17 protein-coding genes are annotated in these 15,644 nt (G+C 72.6%); 13 read left to right on the top strand and 4 right to left on the bottom strand.

The window, feature by feature from the left end; all coding sequences use genetic code 11:
• Positions 1 to 36 precede the first annotated feature (36 nt).
• Positions 37 to 540 (top strand): DUF1269 domain-containing protein, encoded by a 504-nt coding sequence (locus ACZ3KJ_RS04035; protein ID WP_467524368.1) that lies wholly within the window; start codon positions 37 to 39, stop codon positions 538 to 540.
• 274 nt (positions 541 to 814) lie between these two features.
• Here ACZ3KJ_RS04035 and ACZ3KJ_RS04030 read toward each other — a convergent pair whose 3' ends face one another.
• Positions 815 to 1,129, bottom strand: coding sequence for a hypothetical protein (locus ACZ3KJ_RS04030; RefSeq protein ID WP_467524366.1), 315 nt, complete (start codon positions 1,127 to 1,129; stop codon positions 815 to 817).
• A 185-nt stretch (positions 1,130 to 1,314) separates the two neighbouring features.
• Between ACZ3KJ_RS04030 and ACZ3KJ_RS04025 the strand changes: the two genes are divergently transcribed.
• The 5 genes from ACZ3KJ_RS04025 to ACZ3KJ_RS04005 all read left to right on the top strand — a co-directional run bounded on the left by ACZ3KJ_RS04025 (position 1,315) and on the right by ACZ3KJ_RS04005 (position 5,141).
• Complete coding sequence (locus ACZ3KJ_RS04025) at positions 1,315 to 1,674, top strand: arsenate reductase family protein (protein WP_467524365.1); 360 nt, start codon at positions 1,315 to 1,317, stop codon at positions 1,672 to 1,674.
• Positions 1,675 to 1,824: 150 nt separating this feature from the next.
• Positions 1,825 to 2,502, top strand: a complete 678-nt coding sequence (locus ACZ3KJ_RS04020; RefSeq protein ID WP_467524363.1) for a hypothetical protein — start codon at positions 1,825 to 1,827, stop codon at positions 2,500 to 2,502.
• A gap of 53 nt (positions 2,503 to 2,555) precedes the next feature.
• Complete coding sequence (locus tag ACZ3KJ_RS04015; protein WP_467524362.1) at positions 2,556 to 3,182, top strand: IS607 family transposase; 627 nt, start codon at positions 2,556 to 2,558, stop codon at positions 3,180 to 3,182.
• A 152-nt stretch (positions 3,183 to 3,334) separates the two neighbouring features.
• Positions 3,335 to 4,117: a hypothetical protein gene (locus tag ACZ3KJ_RS04010; RefSeq protein WP_467524361.1), complete on the top strand. Its 783-nt coding sequence runs from the start codon at positions 3,335 to 3,337 to the stop codon at positions 4,115 to 4,117.
• 115 nt (positions 4,118 to 4,232) lie between these two features.
• Positions 4,233 to 5,141: a zinc ribbon domain-containing protein gene (locus tag ACZ3KJ_RS04005; RefSeq protein ID WP_467524807.1), complete on the top strand. Its 909-nt coding sequence runs from the start codon at positions 4,233 to 4,235 to the stop codon at positions 5,139 to 5,141.
• Between the two features lie 10 nt (positions 5,142 to 5,151).
• Here the strand turns inward: ACZ3KJ_RS04005 and ACZ3KJ_RS04000 are convergent, their stop codons facing one another.
• Positions 5,152 to 6,003 (bottom strand): alpha/beta fold hydrolase, encoded by an 852-nt coding sequence (locus tag ACZ3KJ_RS04000; protein WP_467524360.1) that lies wholly within the window; start codon positions 6,001 to 6,003, stop codon positions 5,152 to 5,154.
• 81 nt (positions 6,004 to 6,084) lie between these two features.
• Here ACZ3KJ_RS04000 and ACZ3KJ_RS03995 point away from each other — a divergent pair, with 81 nt between their 5' ends.
• The 5 genes from ACZ3KJ_RS03995 to ACZ3KJ_RS03975 all read left to right on the top strand — a co-directional run bounded on the left by ACZ3KJ_RS03995 (position 6,085) and on the right by ACZ3KJ_RS03975 (position 11,834).
• Entirely contained in the window at positions 6,085 to 6,534 is a 450-nt protein-coding gene (locus tag ACZ3KJ_RS03995) for a MarR family winged helix-turn-helix transcriptional regulator (RefSeq protein WP_467524358.1), read from the top strand.
• Between the two features lie 287 nt (positions 6,535 to 6,821).
• Positions 6,822 to 7,853, top strand: coding sequence for a glutamine synthetase (gene glnII, locus ACZ3KJ_RS03990; RefSeq protein ID WP_467524356.1), 1,032 nt, complete (start codon positions 6,822 to 6,824; stop codon positions 7,851 to 7,853).
• Positions 7,854 to 8,380: 527 nt separating this feature from the next.
• A complete protein-coding gene (locus ACZ3KJ_RS03985) occupies positions 8,381 to 8,965 on the top strand; it encodes a winged helix-turn-helix domain-containing protein (protein ID WP_467524355.1) in 585 nt (194 codons plus the stop codon).
• A gap of 99 nt (positions 8,966 to 9,064) precedes the next feature.
• Positions 9,065 to 10,072 (top strand): NAD-dependent epimerase/dehydratase family protein, encoded by a 1,008-nt coding sequence (locus tag ACZ3KJ_RS03980; protein WP_467524354.1) that lies wholly within the window; start codon positions 9,065 to 9,067, stop codon positions 10,070 to 10,072.
• A gap of 196 nt (positions 10,073 to 10,268) precedes the next feature.
• Positions 10,269 to 11,834 (top strand): DUF1996 domain-containing protein, encoded by a 1,566-nt coding sequence (locus ACZ3KJ_RS03975; protein WP_467524352.1) that lies wholly within the window; start codon positions 10,269 to 10,271, stop codon positions 11,832 to 11,834.
• A gap of 112 nt (positions 11,835 to 11,946) precedes the next feature.
• Here the strand turns inward: ACZ3KJ_RS03975 and ACZ3KJ_RS03970 are convergent, their stop codons facing one another.
• The gene (locus ACZ3KJ_RS03970; protein WP_467524351.1) at positions 11,947 to 12,384 is read right to left on the bottom strand and encodes a hypothetical protein; all 438 of its coding nucleotides are present in this window, start codon (positions 12,382 to 12,384) and stop codon (positions 11,947 to 11,949) included.
• 159 nt (positions 12,385 to 12,543) lie between these two features.
• On the opposite strand from ACZ3KJ_RS03970, the gene ACZ3KJ_RS03965 reads away from it, so the two are divergent.
• Positions 12,544 to 14,466 carry a hypothetical protein gene (locus ACZ3KJ_RS03965; protein ID WP_467524350.1) on the top strand — a complete coding sequence of 641 codons (1,923 nt, stop codon included), beginning with the start codon at positions 12,544 to 12,546 and terminating at the stop codon, positions 14,464 to 14,466.
• Between the two features lie 59 nt (positions 14,467 to 14,525).
• Positions 14,526 to 15,242 carry a TetR/AcrR family transcriptional regulator gene (locus ACZ3KJ_RS03960; protein ID WP_467524348.1) on the top strand — a complete coding sequence of 239 codons (717 nt, stop codon included), beginning with the start codon at positions 14,526 to 14,528 and terminating at the stop codon, positions 15,240 to 15,242.
• A gap of 10 nt (positions 15,243 to 15,252) precedes the next feature.
• On the opposite strand, the gene ACZ3KJ_RS03955 is transcribed toward ACZ3KJ_RS03960, so the two are convergent.
• Positions 15,253 to 15,606 carry a 5-carboxymethyl-2-hydroxymuconate Delta-isomerase gene (locus tag ACZ3KJ_RS03955; RefSeq protein ID WP_467524346.1) on the bottom strand — a complete coding sequence of 118 codons (354 nt, stop codon included), beginning with the start codon at positions 15,604 to 15,606 and terminating at the stop codon, positions 15,253 to 15,255.
• Positions 15,607 to 15,644 lie beyond the last annotated feature (38 nt).

Genomic DNA, 15,644 nt, shown 5'->3' with positions numbered 1-15,644 from the left:
CATATCGTCTCCATACAGGCATAAGGGGTGTGCTGGATGAGCAATCTCTTCGTCTTCGCCTACGACGACCTCGCCACCGCCGGCAAGGTGCGCGACAAGCTGTTCGAGCTGTCCAAGCAGCATCTGGTCGAACTGGAGGACGCGGTCGTCGTCGAGCGGCGCGACGACGGGAAGATCAAGCTGCACCAGGCGGTGAACCACGCGGCGGTCGGCGCCGCGGGCGGTGCCGTGTGGGGCGGGGTGATCGGGCTGCTCTTCCTGGCGCCGCTGCTGGGCGCGGCGGTGGGGGCGGCCGCCGGTGCGGCCGGGGGCTCGTTCACCGACACCGGCATCAACGACTCCTTCATGCGGGACCTCAGCCAGAACCTGCGGCCGGGCGCCGCCGCCCTGTTCGTCCTGGTCAAGCACGCGGCCGGGGACAAGGTGATCCCGCAGATCGCGCCGTTCGGCGGACAGTTGGTGCAGACCTCGCTCAGCCAGGCCGAGGAGGAGCACCTGCGCGAGGCGATCAAGGCGGCGCAGGCGGCCCGGGCGGTGTAAGTGCCTTGCGTGAAGGGGGAGATGACCCAAACGGCTGGGTTCGGCACGGGCGCGGTGATCCCGCCGGAGATGACGGAGGCCGTGCGGGACGCGCTGTCGGCCCGAGCGCACGAGCGCAGTTCACGCGCCCCGGACTGCCGGGCTCGGAACACCGGTTGGGCAAGGCGGCGCAGGCCCGGTTCCGTACGCCGCCGGAGAGGGGAGTCGGCGGGCCGGGTCCTGTGGTGCGGCAGGCGCCGGGTGCCGTGCGCGGGCACGGCACCCGGCGCCCCGCTCACTTCGAGTACCGCATCAGCGCGCGCACCATGTGGCACGTCGAGTCCGACGGCGGGTGGACGCCGATCAGCCGGGCCGTGCTGCGGATCTTCTCGTTGCGGGCCTGGCCCGGCAGGTAGACGCCCGAGTCGAGGAGGGCGATGGCCAGGCGCATGGCCTTGAGGCGGCGGTTGTGCGTGACGTACCACTCACGCGGGCGGCCGGCCGGCAGCGGCCGCTTCTCCACGGGCACGTACGGCAGGTCGAGTTGGACGGGACGCTTCGCGGTGGACTGGGTCGGCAGCGGCTTCTGCCGGAGTGCGGCAGCGGGCACGGGCATCCTCCTGTCGCGGTCAGGGCTCCGGCCCGGAACCTCCGGCGGAACCCTCGAACACTGCTTCAATTCTACTGCCCACCACTGACAAAAGCCCCTGGCCACAAGGGTTTTCGGGGTCGCAGTGACGCACGGGGAGAACGGGTTTCCGGGCACCGCGGAGACGGCCGGATACGGTGAGGGGCATGGAGATCTGGATCAACCCCGCCTGTTCCAAGTGCCGCAGCGCGATCGGCCTGCTCGACGCCGAGGGTGCCGACTACACCGTCCGCCGCTACCTGGAGGACGTGCCGAGCGAGGACGAGATCAGGGACGTGCTCGACCGGCTGGGGCTGGAGCCGTGGGACATCACGCGCACCCAGGAGGCGGCGGCCAAGGAACTGGGCCTGAAGGAGTGGCCGCGGGACGCCGACGCGCGCGGGCGCTGGATCACGGCCCTCGCCGAGCATCCGAAGCTCATCCAGCGACCGATCATCACGGCCGACGACGGCACGGCGGTCGTGGCCCGCACGGAGGACGCCGTACGGGACGCCCTGTCCCGTTAGGGCTGTCCCTATCAGGGCTGACCCGGAGGCGAGCGGGACCGACGGTCGTGTGACGCGCGCCACTTCACCCGGCTCCTGTGACGGTTGAGTGACCTCGTTCGGCATCTCGTACCTAGCGGCGTACGCTCCCCTACCTCCCAGGAGGCGCGCATGTCGCGCAGGAGAACCCTCGGCCCGAAGAAGAAGCTCGCCCTGCTGGTGAGCGCCGCGACGGTGGCGGGCGGCGGTGCCCTGGTCATGGCGGCGACCTCGAACGCCGCCCAGTCCCCGCGGACGGCCGCCGAGTCGTCCGTCTGCCAGGGGCTGGCCACCGCCCTGGGCAACAACCAGCGGTTCATCGACGGCCAGCGGGCCGCCCCGGACGCGCAGTCCGCGGCCCGGATCGCCAACCGTGAGGCGGTCATCGCGCAGATCGAGGTGCAGCAGGAGGCGTCGGGGTGCGTGGTCGGGGAGTCGGCTCAGGACTCCCAGACGACGGCCCCCCAGCCGGCACAGCCCTCGCAGCCGGCCCGGAGCGCCTCCGCCGGAGAGACCGGAGACGGCACCGGGGACGGCACCGGGGACACCGGCGCGGTCTCCGGTCAGCAGGTCTGCACCGGCTCCACGGTCACCCTGTCCGGCGAGGCCGGTGCCCCGGCCGCGTCCAGCGACCGGTTCCCGGCCGGGACGCGGCTGAAGGTCACCAACCTGGACAACGGCAAGTCCACGACGGTGGAGGTGACGTCGGTCTCCGGCAGTTGCGTACTGCTGAACGACGCCGCCTTCGAGCAGGTCCGTGAGCCCGGCAAGTTCCTGATCCGCCGGGCCGTGATCGAGAAGGTGGGGTGAGGCTCACTGACTTCGCCAGTTGTCCCTGGCGTTGTGCATGTGTCTTTCCACGCATGGAGTTGCTGCGCGTGTCCAAGGCTGCGAAGCGTCTCGGGGTACATCCGATGACGCTTCGTCAGTGGGCGCTGGACGGAAAAATCCCGTTCACGTGGGTCGGCCGTGAGCGCCGGTTCTCCTCGGTGGACGTGGAGAACATGAAACGCGGCAGTGACTCCTTGGCTCCCCGTCCGCGCCTGGAGTTGCTGTACGTGCGCGTCTCGGGCTCGTCAGGGCAGGAGTCCTCCCTGGAGGCTCAGGAGACCGAACTGCGGGCCACTTCCACGGGCGAGATCGTCAAGGTCGTGAAGGATCGTGGCTCGGGCCTGAGGGAGAACCGGCCGGGTCTGAACCGGGTGTTGGCGATGGTGTCGGACGGCTCCGTGACTGTCGTGCGTGTGACGCATGAGGATCGACTGGCCCGCTTCGGTGTCGGCTGGCTCAAGCGGCTGTTCGCCGTGTACGGCGTCACCGTGGACGTGCTGCACCCCAAGAAGCTCGGCGGCCGGGACGAACTCCTCGAAGACTTCGCCTCCCTCGTGACGACGGTCGCCGGACGCCTGTACGGGATGTGTAGTGGGGAGAACCGTAAGCGACTGCTGGCCGAGTCCGGCCAGCGCAGCGACCAGGACCGTGCCGCGTGAGCCGGAGGCTGCCTCTCGCCGACGGTGAGACCTCCCGCACCGCGTGCGCCCGCGCCCTCCTCCGCACGGGTGTCGACGAGAGGACCGGCGAACTCCTCGCCGCTGCTGCTCTGATGGAGCGTGTGGGCTGGTGCACGGACCTGGTGACCGGGATGACCGGCACTCTGCTGGCCGAGCACTGGAACACCACCGATGTCGAGGTCCTCGCAGCCGGGCAGGACGCGGGCGGCAGGAAGCTGCCGTCGAATGCGTGGATGGCGCTGCGGCGCCTCGGCTGGACCACCGCACCCGACGAGGGCGTGAAGGTCAACGCCCGGATCGTCCGCATGGCCCAGGAGCAGGCCGGGCGCGTTGTGCGTTCGGTGAAGTGGCGGGCCGCCGTGGTGGGCGGTGTGCTGGCCGCGTGGCCTGCCGACCCGAAGAAGCGCACCCCCCAGGAGTGGGAGCAAGTGCGGGCCGCGGTGCCGGGCGGTGAATACCTGCCGTCCGGCATCATCCGTTCCCGCACCCGCCAGATCACCGCCTTCGAGCGTGAGCACGGGCGTCTGGCGGCCGACGTGTTCGAGTTGGAGCCCATACCGCGTGTGCCACGCATGCTGCTGCTCGCCGCGTGCGACAGGCAGCAGGCCACCATCGAGCGCTCCGCGACCGAGCCGACGAAAGCCCTCCTGCGGCTGCAACTCCCCACCCGGCCCGACCCGCAGAAGTACGCGGACTGGACGTGTGGAGTGCCCGATCGCGCTCCCGCCCACGGTTCCGGCGAACGCGGTGGTCCACCTGCCGACGCTGCGCGTCGCGGGCGGCCGAGTACGCGCCGACCTCGCCTACACCCATCCCGTCCCCAAGACCCGGCGCACCGGGCACACGGTCGCGCTCGGCGTGGACTGGGGACTGAACACCCTCCTCAGCGCGGGCGCGACCCGACTCCACGATGACGGACGTATCACCGCCCTCGGCTCCGGCGCCCCGTTCCGGGCCGCCGGGGTGCTGGCCAAGCAGTACCGGCTGCGCCGCATCAGCGAACATCTCCACAGCAGAACCGGCCACTACATGCGGCTCGCCGATCCCGCCCTGGACGCCAAGAACGCTGTGCTGGCAGAGGAGATCCGGCGCGTGTCGGAACGCCGGTCCAACCTCAACGACGCGTTGGCATGGGCTGCTGCGCGCTGGACAGTCGATCAGGCCGCTGCGGCCGGGGCCACGGTCATCTATCTGGAAGACCTTCGGTCGATGGAAGCCGGGGGCATGGGCCGCACCCAGAACGCGCGCATGTCCCAGACCGTGCGCGGTCAGGTCGCCGACCGTACACGGCACCTGGCAGGCGAGGTCGGCATCGCGGTCGTGACGGTGCCGCCGAGGAACACCTCGAAGCACTGCCCGCACTGCCTCACACCGCTCAGGCACCGCAAGGCCCCCGACCGGCCCACCGTGCCGGGCTGGAAATGGGCCATCCGCCCCAGCCCCGACTGCGGCTGGCAGGGCGACCGCGACCAAGGCGCCTGGCGACGGATCGCCGCACGCGGCCTCGCCCACCAGACCAAGACCGTCGCGGACCGCGCGAGCGGCACCATGGTGATCCGCTCAGTGGTGGACACGATGGAGGCCAAGGCCGTCATCACGGCCACCCCGAAGACCAGCCGGACGGACCGGTCGAAGACCGGCCCCACCCGGCCGCGAACCAACCACCCCATGCCCAGGCGACGTGAGGTTCCCTCCCCGGTACGGCCCTCGGGCCGCGCCGGCCAGCGTCCGGAGGGACACGCACCAACGGACCGGCAGCGGCTGCCCCGCGCAGCCCACCGGCACCAGGGCGTGACCACGATCAGCACACCCACCACCGGCCACCGGCCACGCGGAGCAGCACTCGGCGCGGGATTCCATCTCCACGCTCATGCTGCCCCACCACGGTGGGCAGAACCCGTGTCAGACCTTACGGCTCGCACAGGTTCGCTCAGCTGATCAGAGACGCTCAGGACAGGAACTCCGTGAGGTGGCCGCCCAGCGCGGCGGGCGCGGACTGCGGCAGCGCGTGGTGCGAGACGTCCGGGAGGACGACCGTTGCGACGTCCCGCAGCACCTCGCCCGCCCGGGACACCACCTCGTACGTGTCATGGGTCCTGCTGTTCGCGGCCACGAGCAGCAGGACCGGCACGTCCAGGGCCCGCAGCGCCTCGGGCGCCGGACGCGGGCCGGTCACCGGCTTCGCGGACGGGAAGCCCGCGGCGGCCTCCTGGAGGCGCAGCCAGTCGGGGTCGAGCGCCGCTCCCCCGGTCTCCCACTCCAGGAAGGCACGCACCCGGCGCGGGGTGGGCCGCAGCAGCATCGGCAGGGCGTGGAGCAGGTACGTGGCCCGGTATCCGGCGAAGCACCCGGTCGGGTCGAGGAGGAACAGCCGGCGTACCCGGCCGGGCGAGCGCAGGGCGTGATGCAGGGCGATCCAGGCACCGTACGAGTGGCCGCCCACGTCGGCCCGCTCCACGCCCAGCCCGGTCAGCACGGCGTCCAGCCAGACGACCAGGTCGGCGGCCGTCCGGGGCCCCGGTCCGTCGTCGGTCCGGCTCCGGCCCGCCGCGCCGGCCAGGTCGACGGCGTACACCCGCCGTCGCCGGCCCAGCTCCGCCGCCTGCCGGTACCAGGACGCCGAGGTCGCCCCTCCCCCGCCCGGCAGGAGCACCAGCGGGGGCGCGTCGCGCGGGCCGCAGGCGTTGACGTGGGCGGGCCCGTAGGGGGTGGGGACGGTCACCGCCTCCCGGTCGGTGGGCCACTTGGCCAGGACCCGGTCGTAGGCCGCCCGAAAGGCATCGCCGTCGTACGCGCTCATCGCCCGCCTCCCTGATCCTCCCGGCTATTATCTCGCCGAGCAAGATGTCTGATGAGCGAGATGATAGCCGGAGGGTGCCGTATGCCGACCGAAGGTCCGGAGATGGAGATCGTCCACCTGCTGCGGGCGGTGACGGTCGAACTCGGCCTGCACAGCGCCCGCTTCGCGAACCGGAACGCGATGCACCCGACCGACGTCCGCGCCCTCATCGCCCTCATGGACGCCCGGCGGGCGGGCGAGGAGACCACCGCGGGGCGGCTGGGCGGCACGCTGGGGCTGAACTCGGCCGGTACGACCTCGGTGATCGACCGGCTGGAACGCGCCGGGCACGTGCGGCGGGTGCGCGGCCGGGCGGACCGGCGGCAGGTGGTGGTCGAGGTGGACGACCGGGCCGTCGCCCTCGGGCAGGAGTTCTTCGGGCCGCTCATCGGGCGGGCGGTGGAGCTGCTGCGGGGATACGACGAGCGGGAGCTGGCCGCGGTCCGGGGCTTCCTGGAGGGGGTGCGCGAGGCGGCGGCCGGGGAGGACTGACCGGCGACTTCTGCCCCGGCGCGGCCTCGTCATTCCCATCGCATACGAGCCGCCGTCCGCGCGCGTTCCCCCGCGCGTGCGCGACCGCGAACGGCGACCCCGGGCCGGGCGGACGCCTCACAGCGTGAGACGCGCCACAGAACCACCAGGTAACACGGGGTTCACATTCGAGCAATGACCGGGAAATCGCTGGTTGACAGGCTGCCGGGCAGACAACAGCGGCGCCTCAGTGCCGCAGCGCCGCAGCACCCGCAGTGCGTCAGACACACCCCCGAAGGAAGTGGCCCGTGACCTTCAAGGCTGAGTACATCTGGATCGACGGCACCCAGCCGACGGCGAAGCTCCGTTCCAAGACGAAGATCATCGCAGGCGAGCCCGCCGGGCTCGACGCGCTGCCGATCTGGGGCTTCGACGGGTCCTCCACGAACCAGGCCGAGGGCCACTCCTCGGACCGTGTCCTCAAGCCGGTCTTCACCTGCCCGGACCCGATCCGCGGCGGCAACGACGTCCTCGTCCTGTGCGAGGTCCTCAACATCGACATGACGCCGCACGAGTCCAACACCCGTGCCGCGCTGGCCGAGGTCGCCGAGAAGTTCGCCGCCCAGGAGCCGATCTTCGGCATCGAGCAGGAGTACACCTTCTTCAAGGACGGCTACCCGCTCGGCTTCCCCAAGGGCGGCTTCCCCGCCCCGCAGGGCGGCTACTACTGCGGTGTCGGCGCCGACGAGATCTTCGGCCGTGACGTCGTCGAGGCGCACCTGGAGAACTGCCTGGAGGCGGGTCTCGCCATCTCCGGCATCAACGCCGAGGTCATGCCCGGCCAGTGGGAGTTCCAGGTCGGCCCGGTCTCCCCGCTGGAGGTCTCCGACCACCTGTGGGTGGCCCGCTGGCTGCTCTACCGCACCGCCGAGGACTTCGGCATCACCGCCACCCTGGACCCCAAGCCGGTCAAGGGCGACTGGAACGGCGCCGGCGCGCACACCAACTTCTCCACCAAGGCGATGCGCGAGACCTACGAGGCGATCATCACCGCCGCCGAGTCGCTCGGTGAGGGCTCCAAGCCGCTCGACCACGTCAAGAACTACGGCGCCGGCATCGACGACCGCCTGACGGGTCTGCACGAGACCGCCCCGTGGAACGAGTACTCCTACGGCGTCTCCAACCGCGGCGCCTCGGTCCGTATCCCGTGGCAGGTCGAGAAGGACGGCAAGGGCTACATCGAGGACCGCCGTCCGAACGCCAACGTCGACCCGTACGTGGTGACCCGCCTGCTGGTGGACACCTGCTGCTCCGCGCTGGAGAAGGCCGGCCAGGTCTGATCCCCAGGGTCCCGTGAAGGGGCGCCCGCCGACTCGGCAGGCGCCCCTTTCCGTGTGTCCGGAGGGCGTCCCCCATGCCATCCGTGTGTCCGGAGGGCGTCCCGCATGCCGTTCCGCGTCCCCGCAGGGAGCTTCCCCGACGCCTCTCCGGGTACCGGAAGCGACTCCCCTGACGCCTCGTCGGGGCGGCCCCCGCCTCTGCCCCGGGGCGTCCCCGACGCCTCGGAAGCGTCCAAGCAGTGAGAGAACTCTCCTGTCCCGAGCGGGTGTCTGCTTCAATGGGAGCATGGCCAGCTTCCGGAAGTACCTCGCGACGGGTCGCCACGACCTCGAGCCCTTCTGGCCTTCCCGTCAGCACCACGACTTCGACCGTGTGTGTTGCCGCGCGATGAACGCGCCGGCCCTCTAAAGCCCCACCCCGGCCTTCGGCCGGCGCGAACGACGTACGTCCCTCGACGAGCCCGCCCACCCTTCGCGGCCGTCGTGTCCCGTCCGACGAACTCCTCGCGCGAAAGAGCTGACCTTCCATGGCGACCACTCGCTCCCTCTCCGCCGCCCCCCGCACCGCCCCTTCCACCCCGGCCCGCCACCGTCTGCGCGCCGTGGACCGGGACGAGGTGGTGGACGTCGCGGACTTCCTGCCGCCGGGCGCCACCTGGCTGCCCGCTCCCCCGCACACCCTGCCCACCCTCCCGGGGCAGCCGCCCATGATCGGCTACCTGGTGCTGGTCCCGGCCGACCAGCAGCCGCCGTTCCCGCCGGTGGCGGTGGTCGACCGGCCCGACGACGAGGTCGCCGACGCCCCGGACGCCGCCGGCGAACCGCTCGTACGGATCGACGCCGTGCAGCGCACCGCCTGGGTCGGCGATCGTGAACTCGACCTGACCTACCTGGAGTTCGAGCTGCTCGCGCACCTGGTGGGACACCCGCACCGGGTGCACACCCGCGACCAGCTCGTCACCACCGTCTGGGGCTACGGCCATGTGGGCGACGGCCGTACGGTCGACGTCCACATCGCCCGGCTGCGCCGCAAGCTGGGCGCGGGCCACCGCCAGAGCATCCAGACGGTGCGCCGGGTCGGCTACAAGTACATCCCGCCGACCACCCGCTGATCCCCCGGCCGGCCTGCACCGCCGGCAGCGGGAGGGACGTCCTCTGCCATCGGCAGAGGACGCTTCCCTCTCCCTCCCCGACCGGGCACAGTCACCGCCATGAGACTTCTGGTACTGGGCGGTACGGAGTTCGCGGGGCGGGCCGTCGTCGAGGCGGCCCTCGGACGCGGCTGGCAGGTGACGGTTCTCAACCGGGGGCGGCACGCGGCCGTCCCCGGCACGCGGTCGCTGGCCGGCGACCGCACCGCGCCGGACGGGCTCGCCGCCCTCGCCGGGGGCGAGTGGGACGCCGTCGTCGACACCTGGTCGTCGGCCCCGCGCGCGGTGCACGAGGCGGCGCGGCTGCTGCGGGGCCGCGCCGGCCGGTACGTGTACGTGTCGAGCTGCTCGGTCTACACCTGGGCCCCGCCCGCCGGGTACACCGAGGACGCGCCCGTGGTCGAGGGCGCCGAGGCCAACGGCGGGCAGACCGACTACGCGCGCGACAAGCGGGGCGGCGAGCTGGCCGCCGTCGGCGCCTTCGGCGCGGACGGCTCCCTGCTCGTCCGGGCCGGGCTGATCCTCGGCCCGTACGAGAACGTCGGCCGGCTGCCCTGGTGGCTGAACCGGATCGCCCGCGGCGGTCCCGTCCTGGCGCCCGGGCCGCGCGGCCTCCCCCTCCAGTACGTCGACGTGCGCGACCTCGCCGAGTGGATCCTCGGGGCGGTGGAGCGCGGGGCGAGCGGACCGTACAACCTGATGAGCCCTCAGGGTCACGCCACCATGGGCGGGCTGCTGGACGCGTGCGTACGGGCCACCGGCTCGGCTGCCGAGCTGCGCTGGGCCGCGCCGCGGGTGATCCTCGACGCGGGCATCGAGCCGTGGACGCAGCTGCCCGTGTGGGTGCCGCCGGGCAGCGACCTGCACGACGCGCTGCACTCCGCGGACGTCTCCCGGGCGGTGGCGGCCGGGCTGTCCTGCCGGCCCGTCGAGGACACCGTCGCCGACACCTGGCGGTGGCTCCGGGACTTCGGGGGGACGGCGCCGCAGCGGCCCGACCGGAACTTCAAGGGCCTGGCCCCCGAGGTCGAGGCCGCCGTGCTCGCCCAGCTGGACCGCGACCGGTGATCCACCCAACTCCCTTTGTCCGCACGGCTGTTGCCACTGTCACCCTGTGCGGGCGTTGGGGCCGAATTGTGCCATGGAACCGTCATCGATTCCCGGGACGGCTGAACACCTCCGGGGCGGCGTGCGTATGGGAGGGAGCCGCTTCACTCCTGTCGGGCGCCTCGATGCTGCCCCGCAAGGAAGTCAGAGGAGTTCCATGGGACGCAACACACGTAAACGCCGTTCGTCGATGGCCACCAAGGCCATAGCCGCATCGGCGGCCCTAGCGCTCGGTGGGGGCGGGCTGATCTGGGCGAACTTCTACGCTTCGGCGCACGAGTCGAAGAACTCGGCGCAGAACCGGACCAAGGCCGCCGCCGCGCAGGTGGCGACCATCTCGTGCCCGGACGTCGGGCAGCAGCTGACCGACGTGCCCGACCGGGCGCGCTCGGGTGTCGACAAGGAGCTGGCGAACCTCGACAAGCAGATCACCGAGGCCTACGCCCGGCTCGCCTCGACGCGTCAGGCGCAGGCCCAGGACACCAACTTCGTCCAGAACGCGATCCTCGGCCCGCTCACGGAGAAGCGGTCGGCCACGATCGACCGCATCCGCATCAGCATCCAGCGCGTCGGCGGCCAGGCGCAGAACCTGAGCCGACTCGCCACCTGCACACCGCAGACCGCCGACCCGCAGACCAACGCCGGCGACGGCAACGGCGGGCAGAACAACGGCGGCCAGAACGACGGTCAGAACGACGACGACCAGCAGAACGACGACGGCCAGCAGCAGGGCGACGACGGCCAGACGGGCGACGACGGCCAGGATCAGGGCAACGGCGGCCAGGGCGGCAACGGCCCGGTGGCCGCGGACTTCGTGGACATCACCACGGTCCAGTCCAACGCCCAGCTCGGCGTCGGCGCGAACGGTCTCGCCGCGAACGGCCGGTCGGGCTCGCGGGGCACCTTCACCACGAGCTGCGGCACCAACGGCAACGACAACCACAACACGGACAACGTGATCGTCGCCCCCGGTGTCACCAACGGCGCCCACCACCTGCACGACTACGTCGGCAACCAGAACAACGACGCCTTCGCGAGCGACGAGGAGCTGGCGGCCGCCGAGACCAGCTGCCGCAACCAGGGCGACAAGTCGTCGTACTTCTGGCCGGTGCTGCGTCTCCAGGACGGCACGCAGGACTTCGACCAGAACAACGCCGGCGGCGGCACCGAGGGCAACGCCGGCCGGATCCTCCAGCCCGCCCAGGCACAGCTGACGTTCGTCGGCAACAAGGCGGGCCCGGTCGTCGCGATGCCGACCGCCCTGCGCATCATCACCGGCGACGCCAAGGCCTTCGTCAACGGCACCGCCAACGCCAACGTGAACTGGAGCTGCACCGGCTTCGAGAACAAGGTGCAGCTGAAGGAGCAGTACCCGATCTGCCCCGAGGGCAGCAAGGTGGTCCGCACGGCCAACTTCCAGAGCTGCTGGGACGGCCAGAACATCGACAGCGCCAACCACCGCACCCACGTGGCGTTCGTCCAGGCCGACGGCACCTGCGCCAACGGCTTCAAGGCGATCCCCCAGCTCCAGGTCCGTCTCGTCTACGACGTCCCCGCGCCGACGATCGAGAACGGCCAGGTGGTGAACCCGTACGCGGTGGACACCTTCCCCGAGCAGCTGCACAAGCCGATCACCGACCACAACGACTTCATCAACTTCTTCTCGACGAACCTGATGAACAAGATGGTCAACTGCATCAACACCGGCAAGCGCTGCAAGTGACGGTCCGTCGGGGCGGCCCGGCCCGGCCCGCCCCGACGCCCGAAGGCCGGCGGTGAGGACCCCTCGGGGATCCCTCACCGCCGGCCTTCGTGCCGCCCGGGTGCGGCGGGCCTCAGTGACCGGAGTGCGCGGTGCCGGCCGGCGACTCGTGCGCGGTGTGCGCCGAGTGGTCCGTGCCCTCCTCGATGTCGCCGCCGAGCGTCCGCTGGAGCGCGGTCACCGTGCCGGTCTCGCCGACGGCCACCCACTTGCGGCCGACGAGGTAGTGGCCGCCGTAGTCCTTCGCCCCGTTGATCCACTCGCGCTGGCCGCGGTCGGTGGCGAAGGTGGCGAGGATGAACCTGCCGTCGGCGTCCTTGCAGACGGCCTGGCGGATCTCGTCGGCGTCGATCTGCATGTTCGGGGTGCACTCCACCTCGGCGGCGAGGTGCTCCAGGCTGCCGGTGGCCGTCTCCGGGACGGCCCGCGTGCCCCCGTCGGAGCCGCAGCCGGTCAGCACGAGCACCGCGGCGGCACCGGCCACCGTGAGCATGGGTCGGGTCACCTTCATCTGTCCTCCCTGCAAGAGCCTCGTCCTGGATACGGCTCCCGCACCCGGTCCGCTCAACCAGGGCGGAGTTCTCCGGCGTCACGGCCCCGCCCCTCGTCCCGGCGGACCGCCCCGCCGCAGGACCGGTGACCATCCGCCGGCCGGCTCGTTTGGCTGGACGTGCAGTCACAGGATGTCGCCCCGCGCCCCGCACCCGGTTCCCCCGCCGACCGGGCCGTCGACGTCGAGCAGGCCGAGGCCGCGCTCGTCGAGCACTATCCGCGTCTGGTCCGGCTCGCCTACCTGGTGCTGCCGCCCGGCCTCGGCCGGGACCGGCGGGTGCTGACCGCCCACGCCCTCGTCCAGCGCGCCCTGCCCCGCGGCCGCTCCTCCGCGCCCGTCATCCCGGCCCAGTCCACCGCCCGCGACGGCGGCCCCGGCTACGCCTACGTCCGGCTCCAGGTGGTGCGCACGGCGCTGGAGGCGGGACTGCCGCTGCGGCGCCGCGCACGGCCCAAGCGGGCGCAGCTGCCGCCGCTGCTGCCCCAGGTGTGGGGGCTGCGCCTCTTCCCCCGCGCCGGCGGTGCCGACGAGCTCGCCCTGGACCAGGAGCTCGCGGTCCTGTCCGGCCCGGCCCGCGCCGCCTGTGTCCTGCGCGGCCTGGAGAAGCTCCCCGACGGCGATGTGCGCGAGGTGCTCGGCGGCGCCGGGGTCGACGACGCGGAGGCGGCACTGCGGGAGGCGGACTCCCTCAGCGCGCGGTACGCGCTGCTCGGCTCCCCCGAGTTCGACCCCTGCGCGCTCCAGGCCCGCCCCACCGACCTGATGCGCCGCCGCCGGCACGGCAGGGCCGCGCTGGCCGCCGCGGCCGCCCTCGCCGTGTGCGGCGCCCTGGTCGCCCTGCCGGACGGCGGCTGGGGTGCCGACGGCGCGGCCGCCCCGGTGTACGCGCGGAACCCGGCGGCGGAGGCGGCGCTCGACCCGGGCCGGCTGGTCAGGGTCTCCCCCGCCGCTTGGAAGACCTCCGCCCGCACCGACTTCTCCGTCTGGCCGGCGCGCGGCGACTCCACCGGCGACCGCGCGCTGCTGCGCCGCGCCCTCGCCGTCTGGGCCCGGCCCGGCGCGGCCGTCCGCGTCTCGGCCACCCCCGGCACCCCGACCGGCGGGCCGTCCGGCCCGCCCCAGCTGCTGTTCGCGGGCGACGCCGACACCGCGCGCGTGGTGATCCTCTACGACGGGCTGCGCATCGCCCGCTACGCCGAGCCGAGGGAGGGCACCGCCGGGGCCGCCCTGGACTTCGCCCGCGTGGACGGCGCGACCGGCGCCGAGGCGGCCGCGGTGGTCCTGGACCGGGCCGACGGCAACGTCCGCTACCTGACCGCTCCCTGGGTGACGAAGGCGGCGGAGCGGGACCTGTCGAAGCCGGGTGCCGGGCTGATGGACCTGACGCTGACCGACGGCATCACCTCACCGCTGGCCAGCCCCGCCACCCGGCCCGGCGCCTGCACCACGTGGAACGTGCTGGAGCTGACCGACGCCTCCGGCCCGCACCTGGTGAGCGACCTCGGCGAGCTGGTCCCCGCCCGCCTCACCGCGGGCCGGCCGACCAGGCCGAAGGAGGCGACGGGCGCGGAGGCGCTGCGCACCTGGGCGCCGTTCGCCTGCTCGCTGGGCGACGTGCGCGGCCAGGGTGTCCGTACGGTCAACGCGTGGGCGTACGCGCGGCAGCCGCTGCCCGACGACAGCGGGTCGGCGTCGTGGGTGTGCACGCGGGCCGAGACCTGGCGGGGCGACGGGACGCGGGTGCTGGCGCAGTTCCGGGTGCCGGGCGGGCTGTTCGGGGCGGCGGTGGCGAAGGCCGGGGACGTCCCGGCGTGCGGTCCGCGCGATCCGCATGTGCTGGCCGGGGTGCTGTGGAGGTCGAAGGGGGGCTCCTGGTACCTGCTCGCCGCCGGGGACAAGGACACCGGGTCCGTGCGGGCGACGGGCGGGGTGAGCGGCTCGGCCGAGGACAACCTGCTGGCCGTGCGCACCGAGCAGGGGGCCCGGGCGGAGCTGAGGGGCACCCTGGAGGACGGCCGGCCGATCGGCGGGCTGCGCTGAGCCAACCCCGCGACCGATCCGGTCCGTTCACGTCCGGATTCGATCGGTAAGGTGTTCGTATGACTACCGGGGTTCGTCGCAGGATGGGAGTCGAGGAGCGGCGGCAGCAGCTGATCGGCGTCGCCCTCGACCTGTTCGCCCGCCGCTCGCCCGACGAGGTCTCCATCGACGAGATAGCGGCGGCGGCCGGCATCTCGCGGCCGCTCGTCTACCACTACTTCCCCGGCAAGCTCAGCCTGTACGAAGCCGCCCTGAAGCGGGCGTCGGAGGATCTGGCGGGCCGGTTCACCGAGCCGCACGAGGGGCCGCTGGGGGCGCGGCTGCTGCGGGTGATGCACCGGTACTTCGACTTCGTCGACGAGCACGGCCCCGGTTTCTCGGCCCTCATGCGCGGCGGCCCGGCGGTGCCCGCGGACGGAGTCCGCTCGATGGGCCACGTCTCGACCACCAACGCGCTCATCGACTCCGTGCGCCAGGCCGCCTACGAGCAGATCCTGGCGCACCTGGAGGTCACCGACCCGCCGGCCCGGCTGGAGCTGGTGGTCCGCTCCTGGATCTCCCTCGCCGAGTCGACGGCGCTGCTCTGGCTGGACGGGCGGCGGATTCCGCGCGCGGAGCTGGAGGTGCAGCTCGTGCAGGACTTCGCCGCGCTGACGGCCGTGAGCGCGGCGCACGACGAGGAGCTGCGGGCCCGCCTGAGGCCGGTGCTCGCCGCCGAACCGGCCGACGGCCCGTTCGGCGACCTGATGGCCCGGCTGCTCGCCCTGGTGTCCTGAGGAGCGGCTCTCAGCTCTCGAACTTGCGGTACGACGGGTCGAGGTCCCGCACCTCGGCGGAGGCGTGCAGGGCGGGTCCGCCGGCCTCGACGTGGGTGCGCAGCAGTTCCAGGACGGCCTCGGTCAGCTTCGCCTTCGTCTCCTCGGTGCGTCCGGCGAGCAGGCCGAGGGTGACGTGGACGATCGCGTGGCCCTCCTCCTCGTAGGCGAACGCGGTGAGGTCCGCCGGGCGGAACAGGGTCTTGCAGGCCTCCGGCTTGGCGGCGGCGATCTCCACCACGGCCTCGTGCAGGGCCCGGGCGAAGCCGGCGCGGTCGAAGGCGGTCGCCATGGTGGCCGAGTAGTCGACCGTGATCTGCGGCATGGGCACTCCTGTTCTACGGCGAACGACGGGTTCACCTT

It is taken from the genome of Streptomyces sp. NPDC003248 (genome assembly GCF_055563235.1).
The sequence above is the reverse complement of the archived record's forward strand: the minus strand, read 5'-3'. Positions and strand labels throughout refer to the sequence as shown.

What these genes read in the sequence shown, in the direction of transcription:
- ACZ3KJ_RS04035 (WP_467524368.1), top strand. Translation starts at nt 37, where the DNA reads ATGAGCAATCTCTTCGTCTTCGCCTACGACGACCTCGCCACCGCCGGC.
- ACZ3KJ_RS04025 (WP_467524365.1), top strand. Translation starts at nt 1,315, where the DNA reads ATGGAGATCTGGATCAACCCCGCCTGTTCCAAGTGCCGCAGCGCGATC.
- ACZ3KJ_RS04020 (WP_467524363.1), top strand. Translation starts at nt 1,825, where the DNA reads ATGTCGCGCAGGAGAACCCTCGGCCCGAAGAAGAAGCTCGCCCTGCTG.
- ACZ3KJ_RS04015 (WP_467524362.1), top strand. Translation starts at nt 2,556, where the DNA reads ATGGAGTTGCTGCGCGTGTCCAAGGCTGCGAAGCGTCTCGGGGTACAT.
- ACZ3KJ_RS04010 (WP_467524361.1), top strand. Translation starts at nt 3,335, where the DNA reads ATGACCGGCACTCTGCTGGCCGAGCACTGGAACACCACCGATGTCGAG.
- ACZ3KJ_RS04005 (WP_467524807.1), top strand. Translation starts at nt 4,233, where the DNA reads ATGCGGCTCGCCGATCCCGCCCTGGACGCCAAGAACGCTGTGCTGGCA.
- ACZ3KJ_RS04000 (WP_467524360.1), bottom strand. Translation starts at nt 6,003, where the DNA reads ATGAGCGCGTACGACGGCGATGCCTTTCGGGCGGCCTACGACCGGGTC.
- ACZ3KJ_RS03995 (WP_467524358.1), top strand. Translation starts at nt 6,085, where the DNA reads ATGCCGACCGAAGGTCCGGAGATGGAGATCGTCCACCTGCTGCGGGCG.
- ACZ3KJ_RS03985 (WP_467524355.1), top strand. Translation starts at nt 8,381, where the DNA reads ATGGCGACCACTCGCTCCCTCTCCGCCGCCCCCCGCACCGCCCCTTCC.
- ACZ3KJ_RS03980 (WP_467524354.1), top strand. Translation starts at nt 9,065, where the DNA reads ATGAGACTTCTGGTACTGGGCGGTACGGAGTTCGCGGGGCGGGCCGTC.
- ACZ3KJ_RS03975 (WP_467524352.1), top strand. Translation starts at nt 10,269, where the DNA reads ATGGGACGCAACACACGTAAACGCCGTTCGTCGATGGCCACCAAGGCC.
- ACZ3KJ_RS03970 (WP_467524351.1), bottom strand. Translation starts at nt 12,384, where the DNA reads ATGAAGGTGACCCGACCCATGCTCACGGTGGCCGGTGCCGCCGCGGTG.
- ACZ3KJ_RS03960 (WP_467524348.1), top strand. Translation starts at nt 14,526, where the DNA reads ATGACTACCGGGGTTCGTCGCAGGATGGGAGTCGAGGAGCGGCGGCAG.
- ACZ3KJ_RS03955 (WP_467524346.1), bottom strand. Translation starts at nt 15,606, where the DNA reads ATGCCGCAGATCACGGTCGACTACTCGGCCACCATGGCGACCGCCTTC.